At 66.7% G+C, this 21,170-nt stretch carries 2 protein-coding genes; both read right to left on the bottom strand.

Going from position 1 to position 21,170, the window contains the following annotated elements:
- Positions 1-7: 7 nt before the first annotated feature.
- Complete coding sequence (locus L8F45_RS26730; RefSeq protein ID WP_342363802.1) at positions 8-1,660, bottom strand: ShlB/FhaC/HecB family hemolysin secretion/activation protein; 1,653 nt, start codon at positions 1,658-1,660, stop codon at positions 8-10.
- Positions 1,660-20,745: a leukotoxin LktA family filamentous adhesin gene (locus L8F45_RS26725; RefSeq protein ID WP_342363801.1), complete on the bottom strand. Its 19,086-nt coding sequence runs from the start codon at positions 20,743-20,745 to the stop codon at positions 1,660-1,662. The genes L8F45_RS26730 and L8F45_RS26725 overlap by 1 nt, the downstream gene beginning before the upstream one ends.
- Positions 20,746-21,170: the final 425 nt, after the last annotated feature.

Below are 21,170 nucleotides of genomic sequence, written 5' to 3'. Positions count from 1 at the left end.
GGCCTGATCAGTTGATCTGCGGCCGGAACGAGAGCCGCACATAGACTTCATGACTGCGCTGCGAGCTGGCCACATTGACAATAGGGAACCCGACGCTCGATTCCAGCGTCACCCATTCGGCGGGGCGCCAGGACACGCCTACTCCCGCCGCGCTCGCGCGCGTCATCTTCGGAAAGGTTGCGAAGACAGCCCCGTGATCGATGAACGCGAACACGTCGACATTGCGCAGCGCGTCGCCGAAAGCGTAGTGCAGCTCGGCCTGACCGTAATATCCGGAATCGCCGGCGGCGACTCCGATGGGATATCCGCGGACGGTCGTCGGGCCGCCGATCTGGAATGTCTGATCGCCCGGAAGCGGATCGCGCGAATATTGCCAGGAGCCGACCAGCGAGGCGTAGAGCTGGTCAGAAAAGCGCACGAAGTTCGTGGTGTTTCCGCCAAGGATCGTGAAGTCGCTCGACGCGCCCGCAATGCTGTTTTTCCAGTGTACGCGCGAAATGGTTGGCGACACCGACAGCGAATGAATCGGCGACGTCCAGGTGAACGCCAGCCCTCCGGTCCAGCGCTGGAACGAGCTGCGCACCACATTGACTTCAAGCTGGTCGCTGCGCGTGTCGCCAAGCGTGAAGCTGCCGATCGCGAGCAGCGAGAGAGCCTCGGTTCCGAACAGCGGCTGGCTCAGATTAACCGCGCTGTTCTGCGACTCGCCCTTCGATCTCAATTGCAGCAGCGGACCGTCAACCACATGGTTCCCGGAGCGGGAGTAGCTCAAGCCGAGCCGTGTTCCGTAGGGCGTGATCGGCAAGGTGAAGCTGCTGCTTCCATAGAGGCTTCCGCGCGATATGACGCCGTAAGTCGTCAGCCGGTCATCGATTCCGAAGAGGCCATGCAGTCGCCAGTACAGCCCGGCCTGATAGCGCCCCGCCGTCGTCGCCGCCTGGTTGTCGCCGAATATCTGCACGATGTTGCGCGGCGGCTCCGTCGTCGCAAGCTCGATGTCGGTGAGGCCGAACTGGCCGCCCGCGCGTAGCTGCGCGCGCAACTGCGTCTCGTTCGTCCGGTTGAAGATGGCGATGCTGCGATTGAGCGCGGGCACGTCGACCGTGTCGCCCGCGGCCACAGGGACGCTTGACTTGATGTAGGACGGCGACGTCTGGACCGCGCCCGTGACCGTGAGATTCCCGAGCTTTCCCTCGATGAGTTTCACCGTGAGGACGCCCTGCGTCAGCTTTTGCGGCGGCAGGATGGCGCTGGCCGTGATATGGCCCCGCGCCGCATAGATGTCGTTGATCTCCTGAACGAGCGCGCCGATCTGCGCGAGGTCGACGCGGCGGCCGACATATTTCCGCTTGATCGCTTCGATCTCGTCCGAGCTCAGCAACGAGGATTTGTCGATGCGCACCTCGCGCAGCAGCACCGTGGTTCCGCCCGGCGGAAATTCGACGCGCGCGGCCGCGCCTGGCCCGACCACGTTCGGGCCGGTCTGACGCCGCGGCGCTGTTTGCTGCTCGATCTGGGTCCGCTGCCGCTCCGACTCGCGCTCAAGCGTGCTCGGGTTGGTCTGCGCGATTGCAGGGCTGCCGAATACGACGAAGGCGATAATCCCCGCGCACGCAGCCGGGGAGGCCAGCCGGCCGCCTGCCCCCGCTTTTACCTTCATCAGGAGTCCTGATCCGCGCCATCGGAGGAGCCCGTGTTGACGGGTTTCCCCTGCACGCCTGGAGCGGCGGCCACAAACCCTGCCACTGGACTGCTCCATGACCCCATCGTCGCGAAAGCCTTCAGGGCGGCCGCAAACGCCCCGTTGGCGCGAACCATGCCCGGATCGCCGATTCGCGACAATTCCGAAATCGAACTTACGCCCTGGATAGGCCCGCCGTCAGACAGCCAGACGGTTTCGACGCCCTTCTCGAACTGCACGATTGAGGCGGTCGTCTCGATTCGCTTGCCCGTCAGCGTGAAGGCGAACGCGCCGTCACGCTGGAAAAGCTGGACCCCATATCCAGCAATCGGCCTGGGGCTGCGATTGTTAGCCAGCAGATCAATCGTCGCTGTCGTCAGATGGAGCGAGCCGGGAACGAAGGCCGACGCGACGGAGATGTCCGACGCTGTCGTCGTCATCTCCGCGTCGACGACATTGAACACGGGCGACCTGACGCCGTTCGGCGCGTCGATCGAAAGGCGTGCGGACGTCGCGGCGCGGTCGCGCATTCCGCCAACCGACAGCTGCAGCGGAGCGGTCGATCCCGATGGCAGTTGCGCGATGTCGGACACAGTGATCGTGCCGCGAATGATCAGCTCCGCAGCCGCGCCCAGACGATCGACGCGCACATCGTCCATGGCGCCGAAATCCGCTCGCCAGGCGGCGACCGCCGCGGCGCGGATCGACCCGCCCGCCCGCGCGACGAAGTCCCCCGCCGCGAGGCCAAGACCGCCATCGATCGAGCCGGCGCTGGCCAGCCGCGTAGCGCCGCCGCTCTCGCTGCGGCCGAACTGGATCGACTGCCCGGCGACCACGAGATCGCCGGCTGCGAAGACCGTGTTGCTTGCGACGCCAGCGTTCGCCGAGGTCATCGACAGGCCGCCGGCCGTCGTCTCGAACGATCCGACCGTGAGCGAATCCGCGGCATACAGCGAGGAGGTCGCGCCCGCGGCGGCGCTGGCGATGCGAAGCGTCCCAGCCGTCGACGTCGCAGTCACGCCGCCGCCTGCGATAATCGTTCCGGTCTCGATCGCGCCGGGCGCTGTCAGCATGATCGCGCCGGCAACATACAAACTGTTCGCCGTGACGCCTGCGGCGGCCGATGCGATCGACAAATCGCCGGCGCTGATCGTGAAGGAGCCCAGTGTGACATCGCTCCGCGCCGAAACCATCGAAGTCGCGCCGGCGACAGCGACCTGATTGCGCACGGTGGAGGCGAGGGACCGCACGGCGATCGCGCCGCCCGCCGTCATGTTTGCGACGTCGATCGCATTGTTCGACGCGAGAGTCAGCGCGCCGACAGCGCTCAATGTGGAGGTGGAGATCGCGTCAAACGAATTCAGCGTCAGGAAGTCCGCCGACGCGAGGCGGTTCGCTGCAGTCCCGGCGTTCGTCGACGTGACCGACAGACCGCCAGATGTGGTCGTGAAGGTTCCGAGCGTCACTGCGTCGCGCGCGCTGAGCATCGATGTCCCGCCAGCCGAGCCGGTATCGACGCGCAGCGTGCTCGCGCTTGACTGAGCCGTCGCGCCGCCGCCTGCCGTCAGAGTCGTCACCTGAATGGCGCTGGGCGCGGTCAATGACAGAGCGCCAGCCGCGTTCAGCGTCGTCGCCGTGATCCCGGCGTTCGCGGAGGCGACCGAGAGATCACCAGATTGCGTCTGCGCTGAGCCGATCGTCACAAGGCCCGCGCCCGACAACGTCGCCGCTCCACCTGAGGTCAGCGAAACGAAGTCCAGCATTCCGCCCGAAGACGTCGCACTCGTCGTTCCACCCGAAGTCGCCGACGTCGTCGCGTGAATGTCGCCCGCCGCCGTCAGCGACAACGCGCCGGCCGCGTTCAGCGTCGCCGCCGTGACGCCGGCGTTCGCAGAGGCGACCGAGAGATCGCCCGATTGCGTCTGCGCCGAACCAATCGTCACAGAACCGAAGCCCGACAGCGTCGCCGCTCCGCTCGAAGTCAGCGACGCAATGTCCAGCGTCCCGCCCGAAGATATCGCACTCGTTGTTCCGCCAGAGGTCGCCGACGCGATCACCTGAATGGCGCCGCCAGCCGTTAGCGACAGGGCGCCGGCCGCGTTCAACGTCGCCGCGGCGACGCCGGCGTTCGTCGATGTGATCGACAGATCGCCAGAAGTCGTTCCGTATGATCCCAGCGTCACCGAGTCCTGTGCGCCGAGCGTCGACGTTCCGCCGGCCGAACCCGCGCCGATTGCCAGCGTGCTTGCGCTCGACTGGATTGTCGCGCCCTGGCCGGCGGTGAGCGCCGTGATCTGGATCGAACCTGGCGTCACGACTCTTGCGCCGCCGCCGGCGCTCAATGATGCGACCCCGACCGCGCCTTGCGCATCGATCGCGGCAGCGCCGGCCGCATCGAGCGTTGTCGCGGTGACGCCAGCGTTCGCGGATGTGACTGACAGATCGCCGGATCTGGTCAAAGCTGATCCGATTGTCACAAGGCCGGAGGCCGACAGGGTCGCGTCTGCTCCCGACGTCAGCGACGCGACGCCTAGTGTGGAGCCGGACGAGTTCGCGCTCGACGTTCCGCCAGAGGTCGCCGACGTCGAGACCTGAATCGCGCCCGGCGCCATCAGCGACAGCGCGCCGGCGGCATCAAGGGTCGCCGCTGTAATCCCGGCGTTCGTGGAGGCGACAGAGAGATCGCCTGACGTCGTTGTGAAGGTTCCGAGCGTGACTGCGTCGCGCGCGCTGAGCATCGACGTCCCGCCGGCCGAGCCCGTATCGACGCGCAGCGTGCTCGCGCTCGACTGAGCCATCGCGCCGCCGCCTGCCGTCAGAGTTGTCACCTGAATGGCGCCGGGCGCAGTCAATGACAGCGCGCCGGCCACATTCAGCGTCGTCGCCGTGACGCCAGCATTCACAGAGGCGACGGAGAGATCGCCCGATTGCGTCTGCGCCGAGCCAATCGTCACAAGACCCGAGCCCGACAACGTCGCCGCTCCACCCGAGGTCAATGACGTCAGATCGAGCGTTCCGCCCGAAGACGTTGCATTCGTCGTTCCGCCAGAGATCGCCGATGTTATCACTACAATGGCGCCGGACGCAGTCGCCGACAGAGCGCCGGACGCATTCAGCGTCGCCGCAGTGACGCCAGCGTTCGCAGAGGCTAGCGAGAGGTCGCCCGCTGTCGTCGTGAAGGCTCCCAGCGTCACGGCGTCCCGCGCACTCAGCGCCGATGTCCCGCCTGCCGAGCCCGTATCGATGCGCAGCGCGCCGGCGCTCGATTGAACCGTCGCGCCGCCGCCCGCCGTCAGAGTCGTCACCTGAATCGCGCCGGGCGCCGTCAGCGACAAGGCGCCAGCCGCGTTCAGCATCGCCGCCGTGATCCCGGCGTTCGTGGATGTAACCGAGAGATCGCCCGATTGCGTCTGCGCCGAGCCGATCGTCACAAGGCCCGCACCCGACAACGTCGCCGCTCCACTTGAGGTCAGCGAAACGAAGTCCAGCATTCCGCCCGAAGACATCACACTTGTCGTTCCACCCGAAGTCGCTGACGTCGTCGTATGAATGTCGCCCGCCGCCATCAGCGACAAAGCGCCGGCCGCGTTCAGCATCGCCGCCGTGATCCCGGCGTTCGTGGAGGCGACTGAAAGATCACCCGATTGCGTCTGCGCCGAACCGATCGTCACAAGGCCGGATCCCGACAGCGTCGCCGCTCCGCCCGAGGTCAGCGAAGCAACGTCCAGCGTTCCGCCCGAAGACGTCGCGCTCGTCGTTCCACCCGAAGTCGCCGACGTCGTTACGCGAATGTCGCCCGCCGCGGTCAGCGAAAGAGCGCCAGCCGCCTGCAATGTCGCCGCGGTAAGGCCGGCGTTCGTGGAGGCGACTGAAAGATCACCCGTCGTCGTCGTGAAAGTTCCCAGCGTGACAGCGTCGTGCGCGCCGAGCATCGCTGTCCCGCCGGCGGAGCCTGTATCGACGCGCAGCGTGCTCGCGCTTGACTGAACCGTCGCGCCGCCGCCTGCTGTCAGAGTCGTCACCTGAATGGCACCGGGCGCGATCAATGACAGAGCGCCAGCCGAATTGAGCGTCGCCGCCGTGACGCCAGCGTTTGTCGACACAATCGACAGATCGCCGAGCGTCGTCGCCGCACTCGTAATGGCGATCGCGCCGCCTGCCCGAAGCGAAGCCGGGCCGGCCGAGGTCAAGGTCCCGATGGTCAGCGGCGCGCCCGCCGCCTGGATCGTTGCGCCGCGGCTCGTGAGCGCATCGATCGTCAACGCCGCGCTGGAATTCAGCCACGCCGCTCCGGCGCTCGCGATCAGGCTCGTCACGCGCGCGCTCGACGCGGTCGACAGGAAGACGCCTCCGGTCAGGCTCTCAGCCGAGAGGCTTGCGCCAACAAAGGATAGCGGCGCGAGTTCAGACGCGCCGATGTTCGCCCCTGCGATCAGTTTGATGACGCCGCCGAGGGTGAGCGCTTCAATCTGATTTCCGGAATCGCCATTGCCCGTGATGGCGCCAGCGGCGCTGATCATCACGGACGTTGCGCCGGAAGCCGGGACGAACGCGCTTGAGACGCGGCCGAGCGAAATGTCGCTCGCCGATGTGAGCGCCACGAGACCGACGCTCGCGATCGACGCTCCGCTCGCCATGCTGATTGAGTCGCTCGTGATCGAAACGCCTCCGCCAGCCGAGCGCACGGATCGCAGGACGCGCACTTCGTCGTCGGCGCTCATCACGACGCCGCTCGTTGCGGAGAGATCGCCGACGCGCAGCGCAGCGGTCGTTCCAGAAATCGCTGGCGACAAAATATAGGCGGAGCCGCCGATCTGACCTGAGAACTCGCCGGTCCCCCCGACGCGCACGCCGAGCGGATTGGCGGAGGAGCCGACATCGCCCCCGGCGTTGAGCACAACCGTTCCGGCGGAGATCGCAATTCCCGGCAAATATCCCTGAATGCCGCCAGAGGCCGCCGTCAGCGACGCGGTTCCGATCGCCGAAATGCGCCCGATCTGCGCCGGTCCGCCGAACGCCGCGAGATAGGCGTCAGCTGCGGCCGAGGCCGACACCAGCCGTCCGCCGATTTGATATGTCAGCGGAGTCGCGGAGGAGCCGATCGACCCGCCGCCCGCCACCAGGACGAGATCGCCGCCCGCCTGAACCTGCACGGCGTTGCGTGGCGTTGTGCTGTTGGGAATCGTGGCGGCCGAGATCGCGCCCGGAGCTTGCAGGTTGATTGCGCCGGTCGCCGTGACGCGGCCGACATTGATGTTCGCCCCGCCCGCCTGCGCGGCGCTGGTCGCCTGCACATAGATGTCGCCCTGCGCCGAGCCGGAGAACACGCCGCTTGCGCTGATGAAGAGCGGCGCCGTCTGCTTGATTTCAACGCTCGTCAGTGTGACGCCCGGCGCCACAGTTGCGAGGTCCGTCACCTCGACGCGGGCGCCGCCGGCGGTCTGCCCGACGATCTTGACGGTGCCGGGCGTGGACGCAGCCGACAGCGCGGCGAGATTCGCATTTGAAATCGTGCCGTCGCGGATGCTGGCGAGAGATACTGAAGCGTCGGGCGCAAGCGAGCCGATATTGCCTGCGATGTTGAGCGTGACATCGCGGCCAACGACCAGCGCCACGCCGTTGCCGACAGACGAACTGGCCGGCTGCAGCGCCGAGACGTTAATGGCGGAGACAAGCTGCCGATCTGTCCACGCGGCGTCGCCGGCGATGTTATTGACGAGCCCGGCTACGGCGTCGCTCGCCGTAGCGCTGAAGACAAAACCCGATTGCGGCGTCGCCGGATTGAATCGCGCGAGATTCGACCAGTTCGCGCCATAGGCGGTGCTGAACAGATTGGCGTAAGCGTCGTAGCGCCGCGCTGCATAGTCCTTCACCTCCTGATCGCTCGCGACATGTCCGAGCTCGGCGTCGGCGAAAGTCTGGTAAAGGGCGACGGCGTTCGCATTCAGTGCGAAGCGGCCATTGGTCACCACGCCGTTGCGCGCGAGCGCGATGTAGGGATCGTAGCTCAGCGTCACCTGCCGCTCGAAACTCGCGACGCTCGCCTGGGCCGCCGCATTGGCGCCGTCGGCCGCGGTCAGCTTGAGCGAGCGCGAGACAGCGGCGAGCTGATCGGCGCTGAGCGCCTGGCCGGCGGTCTGCCCGGTTGCGGAAACCAGTCGTCCGCCCTGCACGTCGATGCGGACATCGCCCGTCGTGCTGGAGATCAGCCCGACGCGGAGATCGCCAGCGTCGGCCAGTTGCTGGACGCCGATATCTCCCTTCGCCTTGAGGTTGACCACGCCGCCGGTGCGGCTGCCGTCCGGTTGCAGCGTCGAGAAGGCCTGCATTTGCAGCGGCGCAGCGACGCCGCCGATCGCGCCGTTGTCGCTCGTGAGCGATATGTTGTCGCCAAGCACATTGACATAGTTGCTCGGGACGCGGCTTGAGAGCTCCATTCCGCCCGTCGCGTGGACGACGATGTCGCCGTAAACATTGACGCCTGCATCGTTGTTGGCGTTGAGACGGAAAATCTTCGCGTCGGAATCGATGTTGAGATAGATGCCGCCCGCGCCGGAATAGGCAGCGACATCGGCGCCTGATGTCAGGGTCGCCTGGATCGGCGCCGCCGCCGAGCCGACAGCATTGCGCCCGTAGAGCACGAGATTGTTCGACAGGATCGAGACGTTGGGCGCCTGGGCCAGGCTGCCGGCCGAGGCGACGATCCGGGTGTCGCCGCTCGGATTGACGATGTTGCCCTGCTGGCGCACCGAGGCGTTGGACTCGATCCGGACCGACCCGGCCGCATTGCCGGCGAAGCTGATGCCGAACTGGTTGTCGGCCTTCACCGAGGCAGTCACCTGCAGCCAGGCGTCCTTGACGTAGTTGTAGTTCCAGTAGCTGTTGGCCGTCGAACCGGTGTTCCCCCGGAAGTCGAAGTCGCAGAAGCTCGGATTGCCGCCATTGCAGTTCCCGTAGGTCTGCATCGCATTGATAACTTCGACGACTCCGCCCTGCAGCGTCTCGTAAAAGACGGTGCCGGCTGCGCCGGGATTGTTGACGAGGCGGCCTTGCGGAGAGCTCGACACGTTCCAGTAGTCCGGGCCGGAAGACGTGCCGTCGCCCCAGATGCCGGTCGCTGGAGCCGCGACATATTCCCAGGGGTTGTTCGCCGAGCCCGAGTTGTAGCGCCAGACGCCTTGTGCGTTGGGGTTGTTGACGATCAGTCCGTCCTTGTGGACCCAGAGTTGCTGCGTCCACTCGTAGCGCGTGCCGCTGACGGGGGTGTAACGCGTGGTGTCGCCGGAGATGAATTCCGCCGGTTGCGTCGCGTTCGCGCCGCTCAGAATCGGCTGCGCTCCGTTGGAGGTGATGTATTTCGTGATGCCGGAGCCGGGCGTGTAGACATAGACGCTGGTGTTCACGTCGGCTGACTTCAGCCGGTCTATGATGGTGATCTTGCTGACGCTGGCGTTGGGCCCGCTGGCGGTGCCTGTGTTGATCCGGTTGGTGATGAGCTCCATGCCGCTGTTGTTGATGATGTCGACATGGCCGAAGCCGCCATTGATCTTGATCGAGCCCAGCGTGTTCGTGCTGATGATCTGGCCGTCGAGCAGCACCGAGCCGCCGCCGGAAGATGCGTTGACATCGCTGATGGTGAGCTGGCCGGTGCGGATATCGTAGGTGACCGGGATCAGTTTGTCGCCGCTGTTGACGACGCGGTAGGTGTTGGCCGCCGAGCCATAGTTGAGGATGCGCGGATCGTTGGTGAGATCGACCGTCGGCGAGCCGTAGCCGTAATAATTGTAGTTGAAAGCTGCGAAAGCGAGCGCCTGATACAGGTTCGCGTCGAGATAGACCGACTGGTTGGTGACGCGTCCGGCCTCGATCGCAGCGTTGACGTTGATCACCGTGGCCTTGATTGCAACCTGCGCGCCATAGATCTGTGCGCCGCTGCCTTGCGCCGTCGCCGCGTTGTTCTCGTAATATTTGGGGACGATCGGGATCTGCGCGAAGTTGATGCCGTTGCCGAAATAATAGCCGCCGACGCAATTCATGCCGGTCGCGCCGTAGCCGATGCAGTTGCCATACATGATGGTGCTGTATCGGTTCGCCGGGTCCGATCCGTCGTTGATGTTGTGGTAGAGCTGGTAGTTTAGACTGTTGCCATTGCCGAAATAAAGCGTGTTGGCGATGGCGTTGACCGTGTCGTTGATGACATAGGTGTTCGACGCCGCGCCGGGCTGGGCGCCAGGATAGTAGATCCAGCTGCCCCACTCCGCCATCGGCGAGGCGCCGGCGTTGTACATGCCGTTCGGGCCGTTCGAGGCGACTGCGACCGCGCCGTTGGGCACCGTGACGTTGAACTGAAGCGCATCGATGCGCTGGCCCGAGAATCCGAAGGAGCCTTGCGTGTTGTTGAGCGACACGAGGCCGCCGAGATTGGTGATGTCGCCGGCGATCAACAGGGCGGGGCCATAGCCGCCGACATCATCTCGCGTATAGGCGTTGCTGATGATGATGCTGGCGGTGCCGTTCGGATTGACCGTGGTCTTCGTCAGCCCGTTGCCGCCAAGGATGCGGCCGGTGTCGAGATCGGGGATATAGGCGCCGCCGTCGAGGATGAGATAGGCGGCGCTGTTGTTCGTCACCTTGATAGTCGGGCCGCCATTGGCGGTCAGCGAGCCGCTGCCCTGGACGGTGTCGGCGGTGACGAAGACGTTGCCGCCGGCGGCGTAGAGCTGGCTGACGCGCACGGCCTTGACGAGGCCCGACGAGATGCCGCCGACCAGCGTGTCGGCCACCGTCGTGTCTGGCAGCGTCCCGGTGTAGGTGGTGTAATTGTCGCGGACATATTGCACCGCGTTGAAATTCGGGTCGTAGGTCACCGCCACCGGCGCGCCGCCGGCCTTGATATAAATGCTGGGAGTATCGTTGACGCCGCAGATCGACAGGCCGCCGGCGCCGCAACCGATGATGATCTCCTGCTCGTGGAACACGCCGCCAACCGCGCGGCCGTCCATCACCAGCGTCGAGGTCGCCTGCTTGATGGGGCTCTCGCTGCGAGCCGTCACCGGGATCGCGTAGAGCTCGAAGCCGTGACCTGCGCCATCGGCGTTGGCGTTCAGGCTTCCATCGAACGCGCCGAGCGTCACGTTCTGGGCGCTGAGCAGCGCTGCGCCGGTGTTCACCACCAGACGGGCGGTGTTGCGCAGATTGGTCGAGGCCCGCGCCGTCGGCACGGCGATCAGGCCGCGTATGTAGCCGAGCGCCGTCGCGTCGCCGTTGATCTCCGTCGTGGCGATGCCGGAGGCGTCGCGGCCCGCGGTGACGTTGACATTGTCGAGGCCCGTCAGCGTGCTGTTGGCGCCGATGGTGATCGTCTGGTCGGTCCTGACGGTGCTGTCGGCGTTGGCGGTTCCAACCGCCGCGAGCACGCCGAATGTGCTGACCAGCGCATTCGTCTTGACGTTCGCCTTCGTGTAGGTGCCGACATTGATCACGCCGGCCGACGTCAGACTGTTGCTGGCGCCGAGGGTCACGGTGTTGTCGGGGTCGGCGGTGTAATAGGAGCTGACGCCCGCTCCCTGAAGCGCGCCGCCGGTGGTCAGCGAAACCTGATCGTTCGCATCGAGCTCGCTGATCGCCTGGATTGAGATCGGCCCGGGCGAAGAAACGGCGTCCTGCCCTGCAGACAGGCTGACATTGTCGCCGAGGAGAACGCGCGACGTGCCGGTGATCGTGGTGCGCGATTCCGCGCCGACGCCATTGACCCCGCCGCCGGCGCCGCCGGTGATGGTGTCGCCGAGCGACAGCTCGCTGAAGATGTTGCGGCTCTCGATGCCAATTCCTTGCAGGCAGGTCGTGACGTAACAGCTCTTCGTCCCCGCGCCGCGCGCGGCCAAGATCGTGTTGTCGCCGATCGAGACGAGCACGTCGGAAGTGACGGTGTGGTTCGCGATCGAGGCGCTGGCGCCGAGCAGCGCGCCTTGCGTGCTGTCGACAGTCTCGGCGTAGATGTCGCTGTGCTTGGCGGAGATCGAGATCAGGTTGGTGTTGATCGAGACGCTCGCGCCGATCGTGGCGTTCACGCCGGCGGTGTCGGACGTCTTCGCGGTCGCGCCCGCGCCGGCGACCATGCCGCCGCTGCCGGACGTGGCGCGCGCGATCTGCGTGTCGCTGCCGATCGCCTGCAGCGTGAAGCTGCCGGCGCCCGCGGCCGCCATCACGACGTTGTCGCCAACTGTCGCATTCGTGGTCGAGGTCGCATCAGCCTGGGCGTTGACCGCGCCAATGGCCGCCACGCCGCCGAGGGCGACGCCGGTTCCCTTCGCGGCCTGGATCGAGCTGTTGTCGGCCTTGATGGTGACGGAGCCAACGGGCAACCGGACATAGTCGCCGACAGAAGCGATGACCGATGACGTATTGACGGCGCGCGAGTCGGCGCCGACCGCGCTGTAATAAACCGAACCGGAGCCTGCGACCGCCCAGGACGCGGCGGACTGGCCGCCGCGCGTGAAGTCCGCCGTCGAGGTCGGCATGCCGGTGATGTCGCTGACCGCCGCGCCAAACACCGAGCCCTTCGCCTGCACCGAGAGCGTGCCCGCGGTGAATTGAGACGCCGGCAAGCTCGCATTGCCATTGATCGCCGCCAGCACGGTTGGCGAAGCGGTCGAACGGGCGATCGCGGCGCCCACGGCGAGACCGCCGGCCACAGAGGCGCCGAGCGCCGAAGACTTGGCGTCCGGACTCGCCGTCGCGGTCACGGAGATCGTGCCGGTTCCGACATTGGCGGACGCGCCAGAACCAACGAGGGCCGTCACTGACGCGGAATCATTTGCTCTGGCGTCTGCGCCCGCGCCACCGACGAGAAGCCCGCCCACGCCCGCTGTCGCTGACGCAAACGCATATCCGCTGCTGGTCGCGTCCACGGTCAGTCCCGTCGCGCTCGCGACGCGCGCGTTCGAGGCGAGGGTTGAGTTGACGGCGCTCGTTCGCGACGCTTTCGCCAGCGAAACGCCGAGCGCGAGGCCGCCGCCCGCCGTGGCGCCGAAGGCGTCGGCGCGAACGCCGCTCGCATCGCTGGCGCTGAGCGAGGCTGCGCCCGTCAGCGTGAATGTTCCCGCAGCCGTGGCGGAGACCGTGTTGTTGATCGAGGCATTGGCGACCGCCGCGCCGGCCGCAGCCGCGAGCCCGCCCGCCCCGGCGTAGGAGGCGATGCGCGCCGCCGGATTTGCGCCGTCCTGCGCCGTCGCTCCGACAGTGAGGGCTCCCGCCGTGACCGACGTTCCCTGCACCGTCGCCGTGATGACGTCGCCGACCGTCGTATAGGCTGTCGCCGCGCCGACGCCTGCTGATCCCGAGCCGACGCCGGTCGCATGATTGTAGCTCGCTGTGGTCGTCGTCGACCGCACCGACAGCGAGCCGGCCGAGAGCGAGCCGCCGCTGACGCCGGCGGAAATCTCCGACGAGGATTGGTCGAGGGCGGCCGTCGCGCTGTAACCCGTCGGCGTCGCCGTGCGCGCGCGATAGGACACGAAGTAGCTGTAAAGGTTGGCCGCGTAGGTCTTCACTTCGGCGTCGGTCGCGGCGTGCCCGAGCGAAGCCGTCGCTTCGGACCGGAAGGCGGCTATGCCTTGCGTCGTCAGCGTCAACTTTCCGTTGTTGACCGCGCCATTCGCCAGAAGGCTTTGATATTTGTCGTTGGCCGCGACGCGGACCTGATCGTCGGTCGGGTCCGTGATCGAAAGCGCGACCGTCGGGCGATAATTCGCGAGACCGGACTCGCCGAGCACATACTGGATGCGCCCGCCATCAAGCAGCGCGTAGCGCGACGATGCGTACGACCTGACCTGCGCATCGGTCGGATTGGCGACGCCGAGCGCCGTGGCGGCGGTGGCGCGCAAAGCCGCGACGCCGCTCGCGGTCAGCGTCAGCGTTCCGTTCGAGACGACTCCGTTCTGCAGAAGCAGCTGATATTCCGTGAGCGCGGCGGCGCGCAGTTGCGCTTCCGTTTGTCCGGTTCCCGCGGAGCCCAGCGCGGTGCGATAGGCTGACACGCCCGTTGTGCTGAGGACAAAATCGCCGGAAACCGCAGTCAATTGGTTGACGCGCGACAAGGTGCCGTCGCCGCCGGCATTGAGATCCGACTGCGCTTCGGATGGACCCGCGCTGCCGATCTTCAGCACCGCGACCGCAGCGCCGACGCCGCTCGAACCTCCGGCGCCGACCGTCACCGTCTCGATATTGATCGTGCGGTTGGAGCCCGACGAGACCGTAACGGCGCCGGGCGAGGAGGTCGTGCTGTCAGTGATCGCAGCCGACACGCCGCCATTGAAGTTGACGATATTGGTCGCAGAACCCAGGCCCAGCCCCGCGCTCGCCGCCGCCGTCCCGGTGGTCGGCTCGATGGTGACGGATTCGGTCGCAGTGACTGAAATAAGCGCGCTGCGCGCGACGCCGTTGACCGTCTCGGTGGCGGTCGAAAGCTGCGTGATGGTCGCGCCCGTGATCAGCGCGCGCGTGACGTTGTCGATATTGATGACATTGACCATGCCGGCGACCGCCGCGCCGCCAGCGGCGCTGCCGCCAGCGGCGAGCGCTGTGAAATCGCCGCCGTTCAACGCCGCGACCGTCAGATCGCCATTCAGATTGAGCGTGCTCTGGCTCGCGCCGCCGCCGATCGACGCAATCGTCGTATTGTCGCTTGAAGCGACCACATAGGCGCTTCCGAAACCGACCGCGCCGCCTGAGCCGGCCGCCGCTGTCGCATTGAATCCATTGCTGCTCTCGGCGTTGACGATCATGCGCTTCGCCGTCACGAGGCCGCCATCGAAAGAGGCCGTCGTCGTCGCGTCGAAGCTGTCGCTGATCCCGGTCGCCGCAGCCCCACCGATACCGGCCGCGAAGCTGACGACCTGTCCTGCCGCAGCCTGAGTCGCAAGCGCTTCGATATCAACGGTCTGTACGCCCGGACCCGCATATCCTGGCGTCGTGGTTCCCACAGTCGACTGCGTCACCGTTGCCGACGTTTGACGATTCATGATCGTCTGGGCGTCAGAGCCCGCGCCTGCAATTCCGCCCGCTGCGCCCGCGACGATGAAGGTGGCGGCGTAGGAGTTGCTGCCGGCCAGCACAGCGACATCAGGCGCCGCCGGCCCCGCGCCGGTCAGTCGCGCATCGATGCTACTGTCGGAAATCGACGCCGACGTCGCGCCGCCCATGATGTTCGAGATAACGACGCGCGCGAAGGCGCCGCTGACCGGAAAGATCGCAAGCCCGGCGGTGACCGAGTTCGCGCGCACGGCCTGGCTCGACATGGCGACGACGCCGAGACCATGCAGCGACCGTTGAGTCATGGTCTGATCGGGCGCCGCGATCGATATGCTCGTCACTGCGGAGAGATCGACGGCGTTCGCCAGCCGCCCGCTGTCGATCGTCATCGCGCCCGCGCCGGCGGCCTTCGCGTCGGCGCTGCTGTTGGCGATCGACGCGGAGGTGGCGCCGCCGATCGTGTTATTCACCACGGACAGTCCGCCGGCGATGCTGGGCTGGCCGACGGTCACGCCGGCCGCGCCTGCGACGACGGCGATGGAGTCGCGATTCGTCGCGATCACGCCGAGATTATTGTCAGCGATGATATCTGCATCACTGACGCTGGACGTCACATTCGTGGCGACCGAGCTGGTGGCGATCGAACCAGCCAGGCCGATGTTGCGCGACGCCGCGATGCCGAGCGCGATCGAGGTGATCGTCGCGGTGGAGTCGCCCAGAACCTTCAGGTCGCGCGTGGCGCGAATATTCGCGTCGGAAATTCCGGCGGTGATCTCGTTCGCGATCGAGGAATCGACGATGGACAGGCCGATCGCCGCGACGCCGAGGCTGATCCCAAGCGTGCCGGCGCCGCCGCGGATCGACGACGATCCGCTCGCGAGGACCGACACGTCGCGACCCGTGACCATCGTGCCCGCGCCGCTGATGGTCGCCGAGATCACATTGTCGATCGACGGCAGCGAGGTCGAGGCGAGTCCGGCGAACTGTCCGGTGGCGAGCCCGGCGCCGATCGCGATCGAGGTGATCGTCGATCCATCCCGCGCCGACACGCTGACATCGCCGCCGGTCGACAAGAGATCGACGCCATCGATGCTCGCGAGATGCGATGTCGCGATGCGGTTACTCAAAAGCGAAATGCCGAGACTGTTCTGGCCGCCCTGCACCGCGCCCGCCACCGCCATGATCGCAGCGCCAATCGGATTGGCCGCCTGGTTGGCGTTCAGCGCCGCGCCGGTGAAATCGACCTGCCCCGTATCTGTCGCTGCGACGCGGCCCGAAATGATCGCGTCGAACGAACTGTTGCGCTCTCCATTCGCGAGCACGATCGCTTCGCCGCGGAGGTTGATGGCGAGATTGGCGGCGCCGTCGGAGATGATGCCCGCGCGCGTGGTCGGCGTGATCTCGGTGATGACGAATGCGCCGGCAAGCCCGTTCGCGTCAGCGCCGCCGCCGCCCGCAGCCGCGCCCGCTCCGATCCGGCTTGAGTTCGACGCGGTGACCTGTACGCCGTCGAACCCGGATGCGCTCGAACCTCGAACAAGCGCGCTCACCGCATCCGATCCGTCCGGGTTCCCGATCGAGGCGTAGGTGATCGCGGCGCCGAATCCGGCTCTGCCGCCGAGCGAAAGCGCGCCGCCGCCAATGCCGATATCGGTCGTCTGATAGGCGTTGACGTTGAGATCGGCGCCGACCATCCCGTTCGCGGTGATCGCCGTGTTGCTCACTTCGGCGAGGACGCGATCCGTCACGATGCCGACCGCAACGGAAATCGTCGCGACCGAGCCGATACTGCTGCGGCTGCCGGCGATCCCGAGGCCGACGATCGTCTGACGTCCGCCCGACAGCGCGCGCACCGTCACATCGTCCGCATTCGTCAGAGTCGAATTGCGGATGGCGGCATCGGTGCTGTTGCCGAGAATGCCGATCGCCACCGCGCCTGCGAGCGCATTGCTGGAGACGCTCTGGTTGCCGCTGAGATTAAGCGCCGCCGCGCCGGCGCCGTTCTCGATGATCGTCGCATTCTCGGCCGTGACGCCGACATCGACATTTCCACCACCGCTGGCGTTCCGGAGCTGGATTCCGTCGATGATCGCTTTCGTATCGACGGTCGTCTGGGCGACGGCCGCGGTTCCGGCGGCCGACAGGCTGAAGGACGGACCGCCTGCCTTTGACGCCAACGCGTCGAACGCGGAATCCGACAGCGAGAATGAATTCAAGTCGAGCGACGGCTGGGCCGGATCGACCACGGCGGCCGCCATCGAAGCCACGAGAAGACGACCGCTCGATGAGGCGTCGACGGTGATGCGGCCTGTCGAGATCACGCCTTGTCCGGCGTTGGCGCGCTGAAGCCGGTCGTCCGACAGATCAGCCGCATTGTCGCCGACATAGGCGCGGGTGTCCGCGACAGGGATCAGCGTCGCGACGGAAAGCCCGACGCCGGACGCCGCGCCGCGCGCGACAGCGCCGGTCAGCGAAAACAGCGATACGAACTGACTCGCCTCGATGTCGACGCTCGACGCGGAGACCGTGGCCTCCTTGCTGATCGACGCCAGCGTATGATTCTGCAACGCAAGATTCGAGACGATTCCGTTGAGCGCCAGCGCGCCCTTCGCCGCGCCTGAGGTCGGCGCCACGGCGAATATCTTGTCGCGATTGTCCGCCGTCACCGAGAGCCCGGTGGCGTTGATCGTCGCGCCGGACGCGATCGCGGCGACCGTCGTGCTGCTCGTCTTGACGTCGTTGAGCGCGCCGCCGATCGCGGACCCGCCGCCGCCATTTGTCTGATAGAAAGAGAACACCGCGAGATTGCCCGCGATGTCGATGCTGCTCGTCGCGGTCTCCGCCTTGACGCTGACCGCTTGGTCCAGATTGAGCTCGTAACCGTCGGCCAACGTCCTGACCGAGGAGCCGACTCCGCCGGACTGGTTGAGCGTCGCGCCCTGCCCCACCCACGCGGCCGTTTCGTTGGTCACGCGGAAATAATTGACTGCGCCGGCAAGTCCGAGATTATTCGATGACGTCGTGGCGTTCGCGTAACTCGTCAGCACGTCGGCGACGAGACCGAGCGAGCCGTTGATGTGTGAAATAGCTTGGCCGACGCCGTCCCAGTCGAGCCAGGTGACGGAGATCGGAACTTCCGTCGAGGCGGCGACGCCGATGCGGCCCGCTGTAACCGTCACGCCCTGCCCGATCGAGGCGTTGCTCACATGCGAAATGTTGCCGACCGCGATGCCGAAAGACAGCGCGGTGGTCGCGCTCGGATTTGAAGCCGTCGGCGGGTTTGGCCCGTTGGGATCGTTGGAGTTTGAATTGATCGAGCTGTCGGCGGCGACGCGCACAGCGAAGTCGACGAGCCGGCTCGCGACAAGCACGCCCGAGCCGACATTGAGCACCGAGATCGTCGGCGGCGTCCCACCGGCGTCGGCGTCGATCGCGGCGCGCGCGGCAAGATTGCTGTTGGCGATGGTGACCGCGCTGCCGACCTTGAAGACGTCGCTTGAACCACCGCCGGTGCTGACGCCGAGCCGTGTGGCGAGGCTCGAAAATTGCGACGCGCCGAGGCTCGCCAGTCCGAGCGCGTTGATAAGCCCGTTGTTGCCGACGGCCACCGAAGAGGTCGTCGCATTCTTGTCGTTGTCCGACGTCGCCTGGATCGTCAGACGACCGAGCTGGCTCGTCGAGCTTCCAAGCGAAACGCCGACGCGCGCTTCCGCCGTCGCCCGCGTGTCGGAATAGGCGACTGCGATGCCAGCCTGGCCGCCGGCGAGCGCCATCGCCGTCGCGGACGTGCTGAATGAGTTGGTGTTCTTGGCCCCGACGGTGACATTGCCGCCAGCGCCGACCGACACGGTGGCGCCTGAATGCAGGATCGCCCACGTATCCACGTCCGTCTGCCCTATGGCGACGGTGGCGTTGACGCGCGTGTTCGCGGTCGAGACCGACAGCGCGGTCGCCATCATGGTGACGGTGTTTTCCGCCGTGACGGTCAGATCGCGGCCGACCGTCAGGTGCGCGCCGGACATGACCTCCGCTTTCACGGTTCCGCTGATTTCGGCCGTCGTCACCGCGGCGGCGAACGGATTGACGCCGGAGACCGTGATCGCCGGCGTCGCCGCCGTCTGCACGCCCGTCGCCGTCATCACCACGTTGCCCGACGCGGTGACATTCGCGCCGTCGAGCAGCGTCACGCGGGTCTCGAGATGGCTCCCGACATAGCCGCCATTCAGGCCGAACAGGGTCGAGGCCACGCTCGTGCCGATCGCCTGCGCGAGGCCGCCCGCCGCATCGATGAAATTCGAGCTCGCCGCGCCGTCAGCGGTCATCGTGATGTTGCGGCCGCTGATCGTTCCCGACACGTCGATGGTGGCGGTCGCTTGCGCGAGGCCGGATGCGATCTCGTGCGCCTTCTGCGAGATGAGCGTGATGTCGCCCGCGGCGTAGCTGGAGCCCGTGCTGACGTCGGCGCGGATCGAGCCGGCGACGCTGATGATCGGCGCCTTCAGCGTGATCGAGCCGGACGCGCCGGTCGAAGGGTTGGACGCCGAAAGATCGCCCGCGGCGCTGTTGTACTGGCGGCTGTCGACCAGCCCGCCGGCCGAGATCGTGATGCTGTTGGTCGCCTCGAGCGTGATGTTGCCGCCGTTGCTGATCAGGTTCGGCAGCGAGCTGCCGCCGTCGACGCCGATCGTGGCCTGAGGCGAACTGGCTCCGCCGATGACGATGTCGGTCGGATCGATCAGGAGCGTGCCGGCGACGCCGCCGCGCGACGACAGATCAAGCGCGATGGAGCCGATCGCGACGGTCTGCTTCGCGCTGAGCTCGATGAATCCGCCGTCGCCGCTGGCGCCGCCCGCCGCCTGCCATGACGAGTCGGATGCGGCCTGCAGATTCGTTCCCGCGAAAACCCTGATCTCGCCGCCCTTGCCGGGCGCCGCCTTCGCCGCGCTGGCGTTGAATCGCGCGCCCGCCGCCACGGCGATCGCATCGGCTGACGTGATCGAGATGCGGCCGCCATCCGCGGTGTTCAGTCCGGGCGTAGTGATCCAGGCCGCCGGCGCGCGGCCTTTGGCGCTGACGCGAGCGGTGGACGCCACGTCGATGCGGCCGCCGGCGCGCACCGTAACCACTCCCGCCGCGCGCCGATGCGTGGCGTTGGCGCTGAGCCGGCCGGACAGCGAGACTGAGCCCGCCGCGACGATTTCGATGCCGCCGCCGCGGCGGGCGACCATCGCTCCGCCGCGAGTGAGGCCGCGGGTGTTCACTGTCGCCTCGAACGCCGCCCGATGCGCGCGTCGGCGCTCGCCGATATCGACAGGCGCCGCGTTGGCCGCGATCCGTCCGTCGACGCGAACCGACGCCCCATGCAGAGTGACGGATCGGCGCGCATTGATGCGGCCCTCGATGGTGATCGTCCCGTCAGGCGACAGCGGAACATCGTTGGCGCGCAGCTGCGCCGCCGCTTCGGCGTTCACAACGCCGTTCGGCGAAATGACCCGATCGAGAAACTCACGGGTCGGCGTGTTGACCGTCAGCGATCCCGTGTTGATGACGCCCTGGGGGCCGACCGTGAAGCCGTGCGAATCCGAGAAGTAGACGTTTCCGCCAATCCGCCCTTGCCGATAGGAATTGAGCACGCCGTTGACGACGACCGGACCGTCGCGAACGATGTTGACGAGCGCGCCGGTCCCCTGCGGCAGATGGAGGTTGACGGTCGTGCCCGCGCCCGTCCGGAACTGGGAGAAGGAATTGTAGCCGGCGTTTCCGGACACCGTGCTTGTGGTGATGTTGGTGGTCGCGCCCTGAACATTGACTTGCGTCTGGGTGCGGCCGTCCGGAATGATCTGGTTCTGCGCGAAACCGGGCGAGGCGCCGAATGCGACCGCCATGGCGGGACCGGCCAGCAGGCGGTTTCGCAGCCTGGTCAGACCTGTCGCGACGCCCGCGGCGCGGCGCAGCGGCAAGCCGATCAGGACGGCGCTCCGCTCACGCGCGCGGGCCGAGCGAACGCCTGTCGATTTGCGTGAAGGCGGCAACGTCGCTTCCTCTTCCAGACCGTTCGAGCGCTCTGGGTTCGTGTTTCCGTGTCGTGCGACGCCTATCCGCCCCAGCGTCATCTCGGCGGCGTGAACCTATTCACGCCTACAAAGTGAGCAACGAGCCGACCCCGGTTATGTGAATGACGGTTCACGGCGGCCGGAAACATCCTCAATGCGCCGGATCGTTTCGGGTGGTTTTGGCTGGCGAAGCGGTCGCCTGAGCGGTCAGGCGCGCCCTTGATGAGCTCTCGGAGGCGGGCGAGACGCCTCGATCTCACGACCCGGGGGGCCGACTCACATGGCGGTGGGGGGCAAATCCCGATGGGGGGCCGTTTCAGGCGAAGGCAAACGGGAGGCAGGACGAAATGGACCGGCCCGTCCGCCTGCCCTGTCGCCCGTGCAGCGAACCGAACTGACCGGCT

Source organism: Terrirubrum flagellatum (assembly GCF_022059845.1).
Taxonomy (GTDB): domain Bacteria; phylum Pseudomonadota; class Alphaproteobacteria; order Rhizobiales; family Beijerinckiaceae; genus Terrirubrum; species Terrirubrum flagellatum.
The sequence above is the reverse complement of the archived record's forward strand: the minus strand, read 5'-3'. Positions and strand labels throughout refer to the sequence as shown.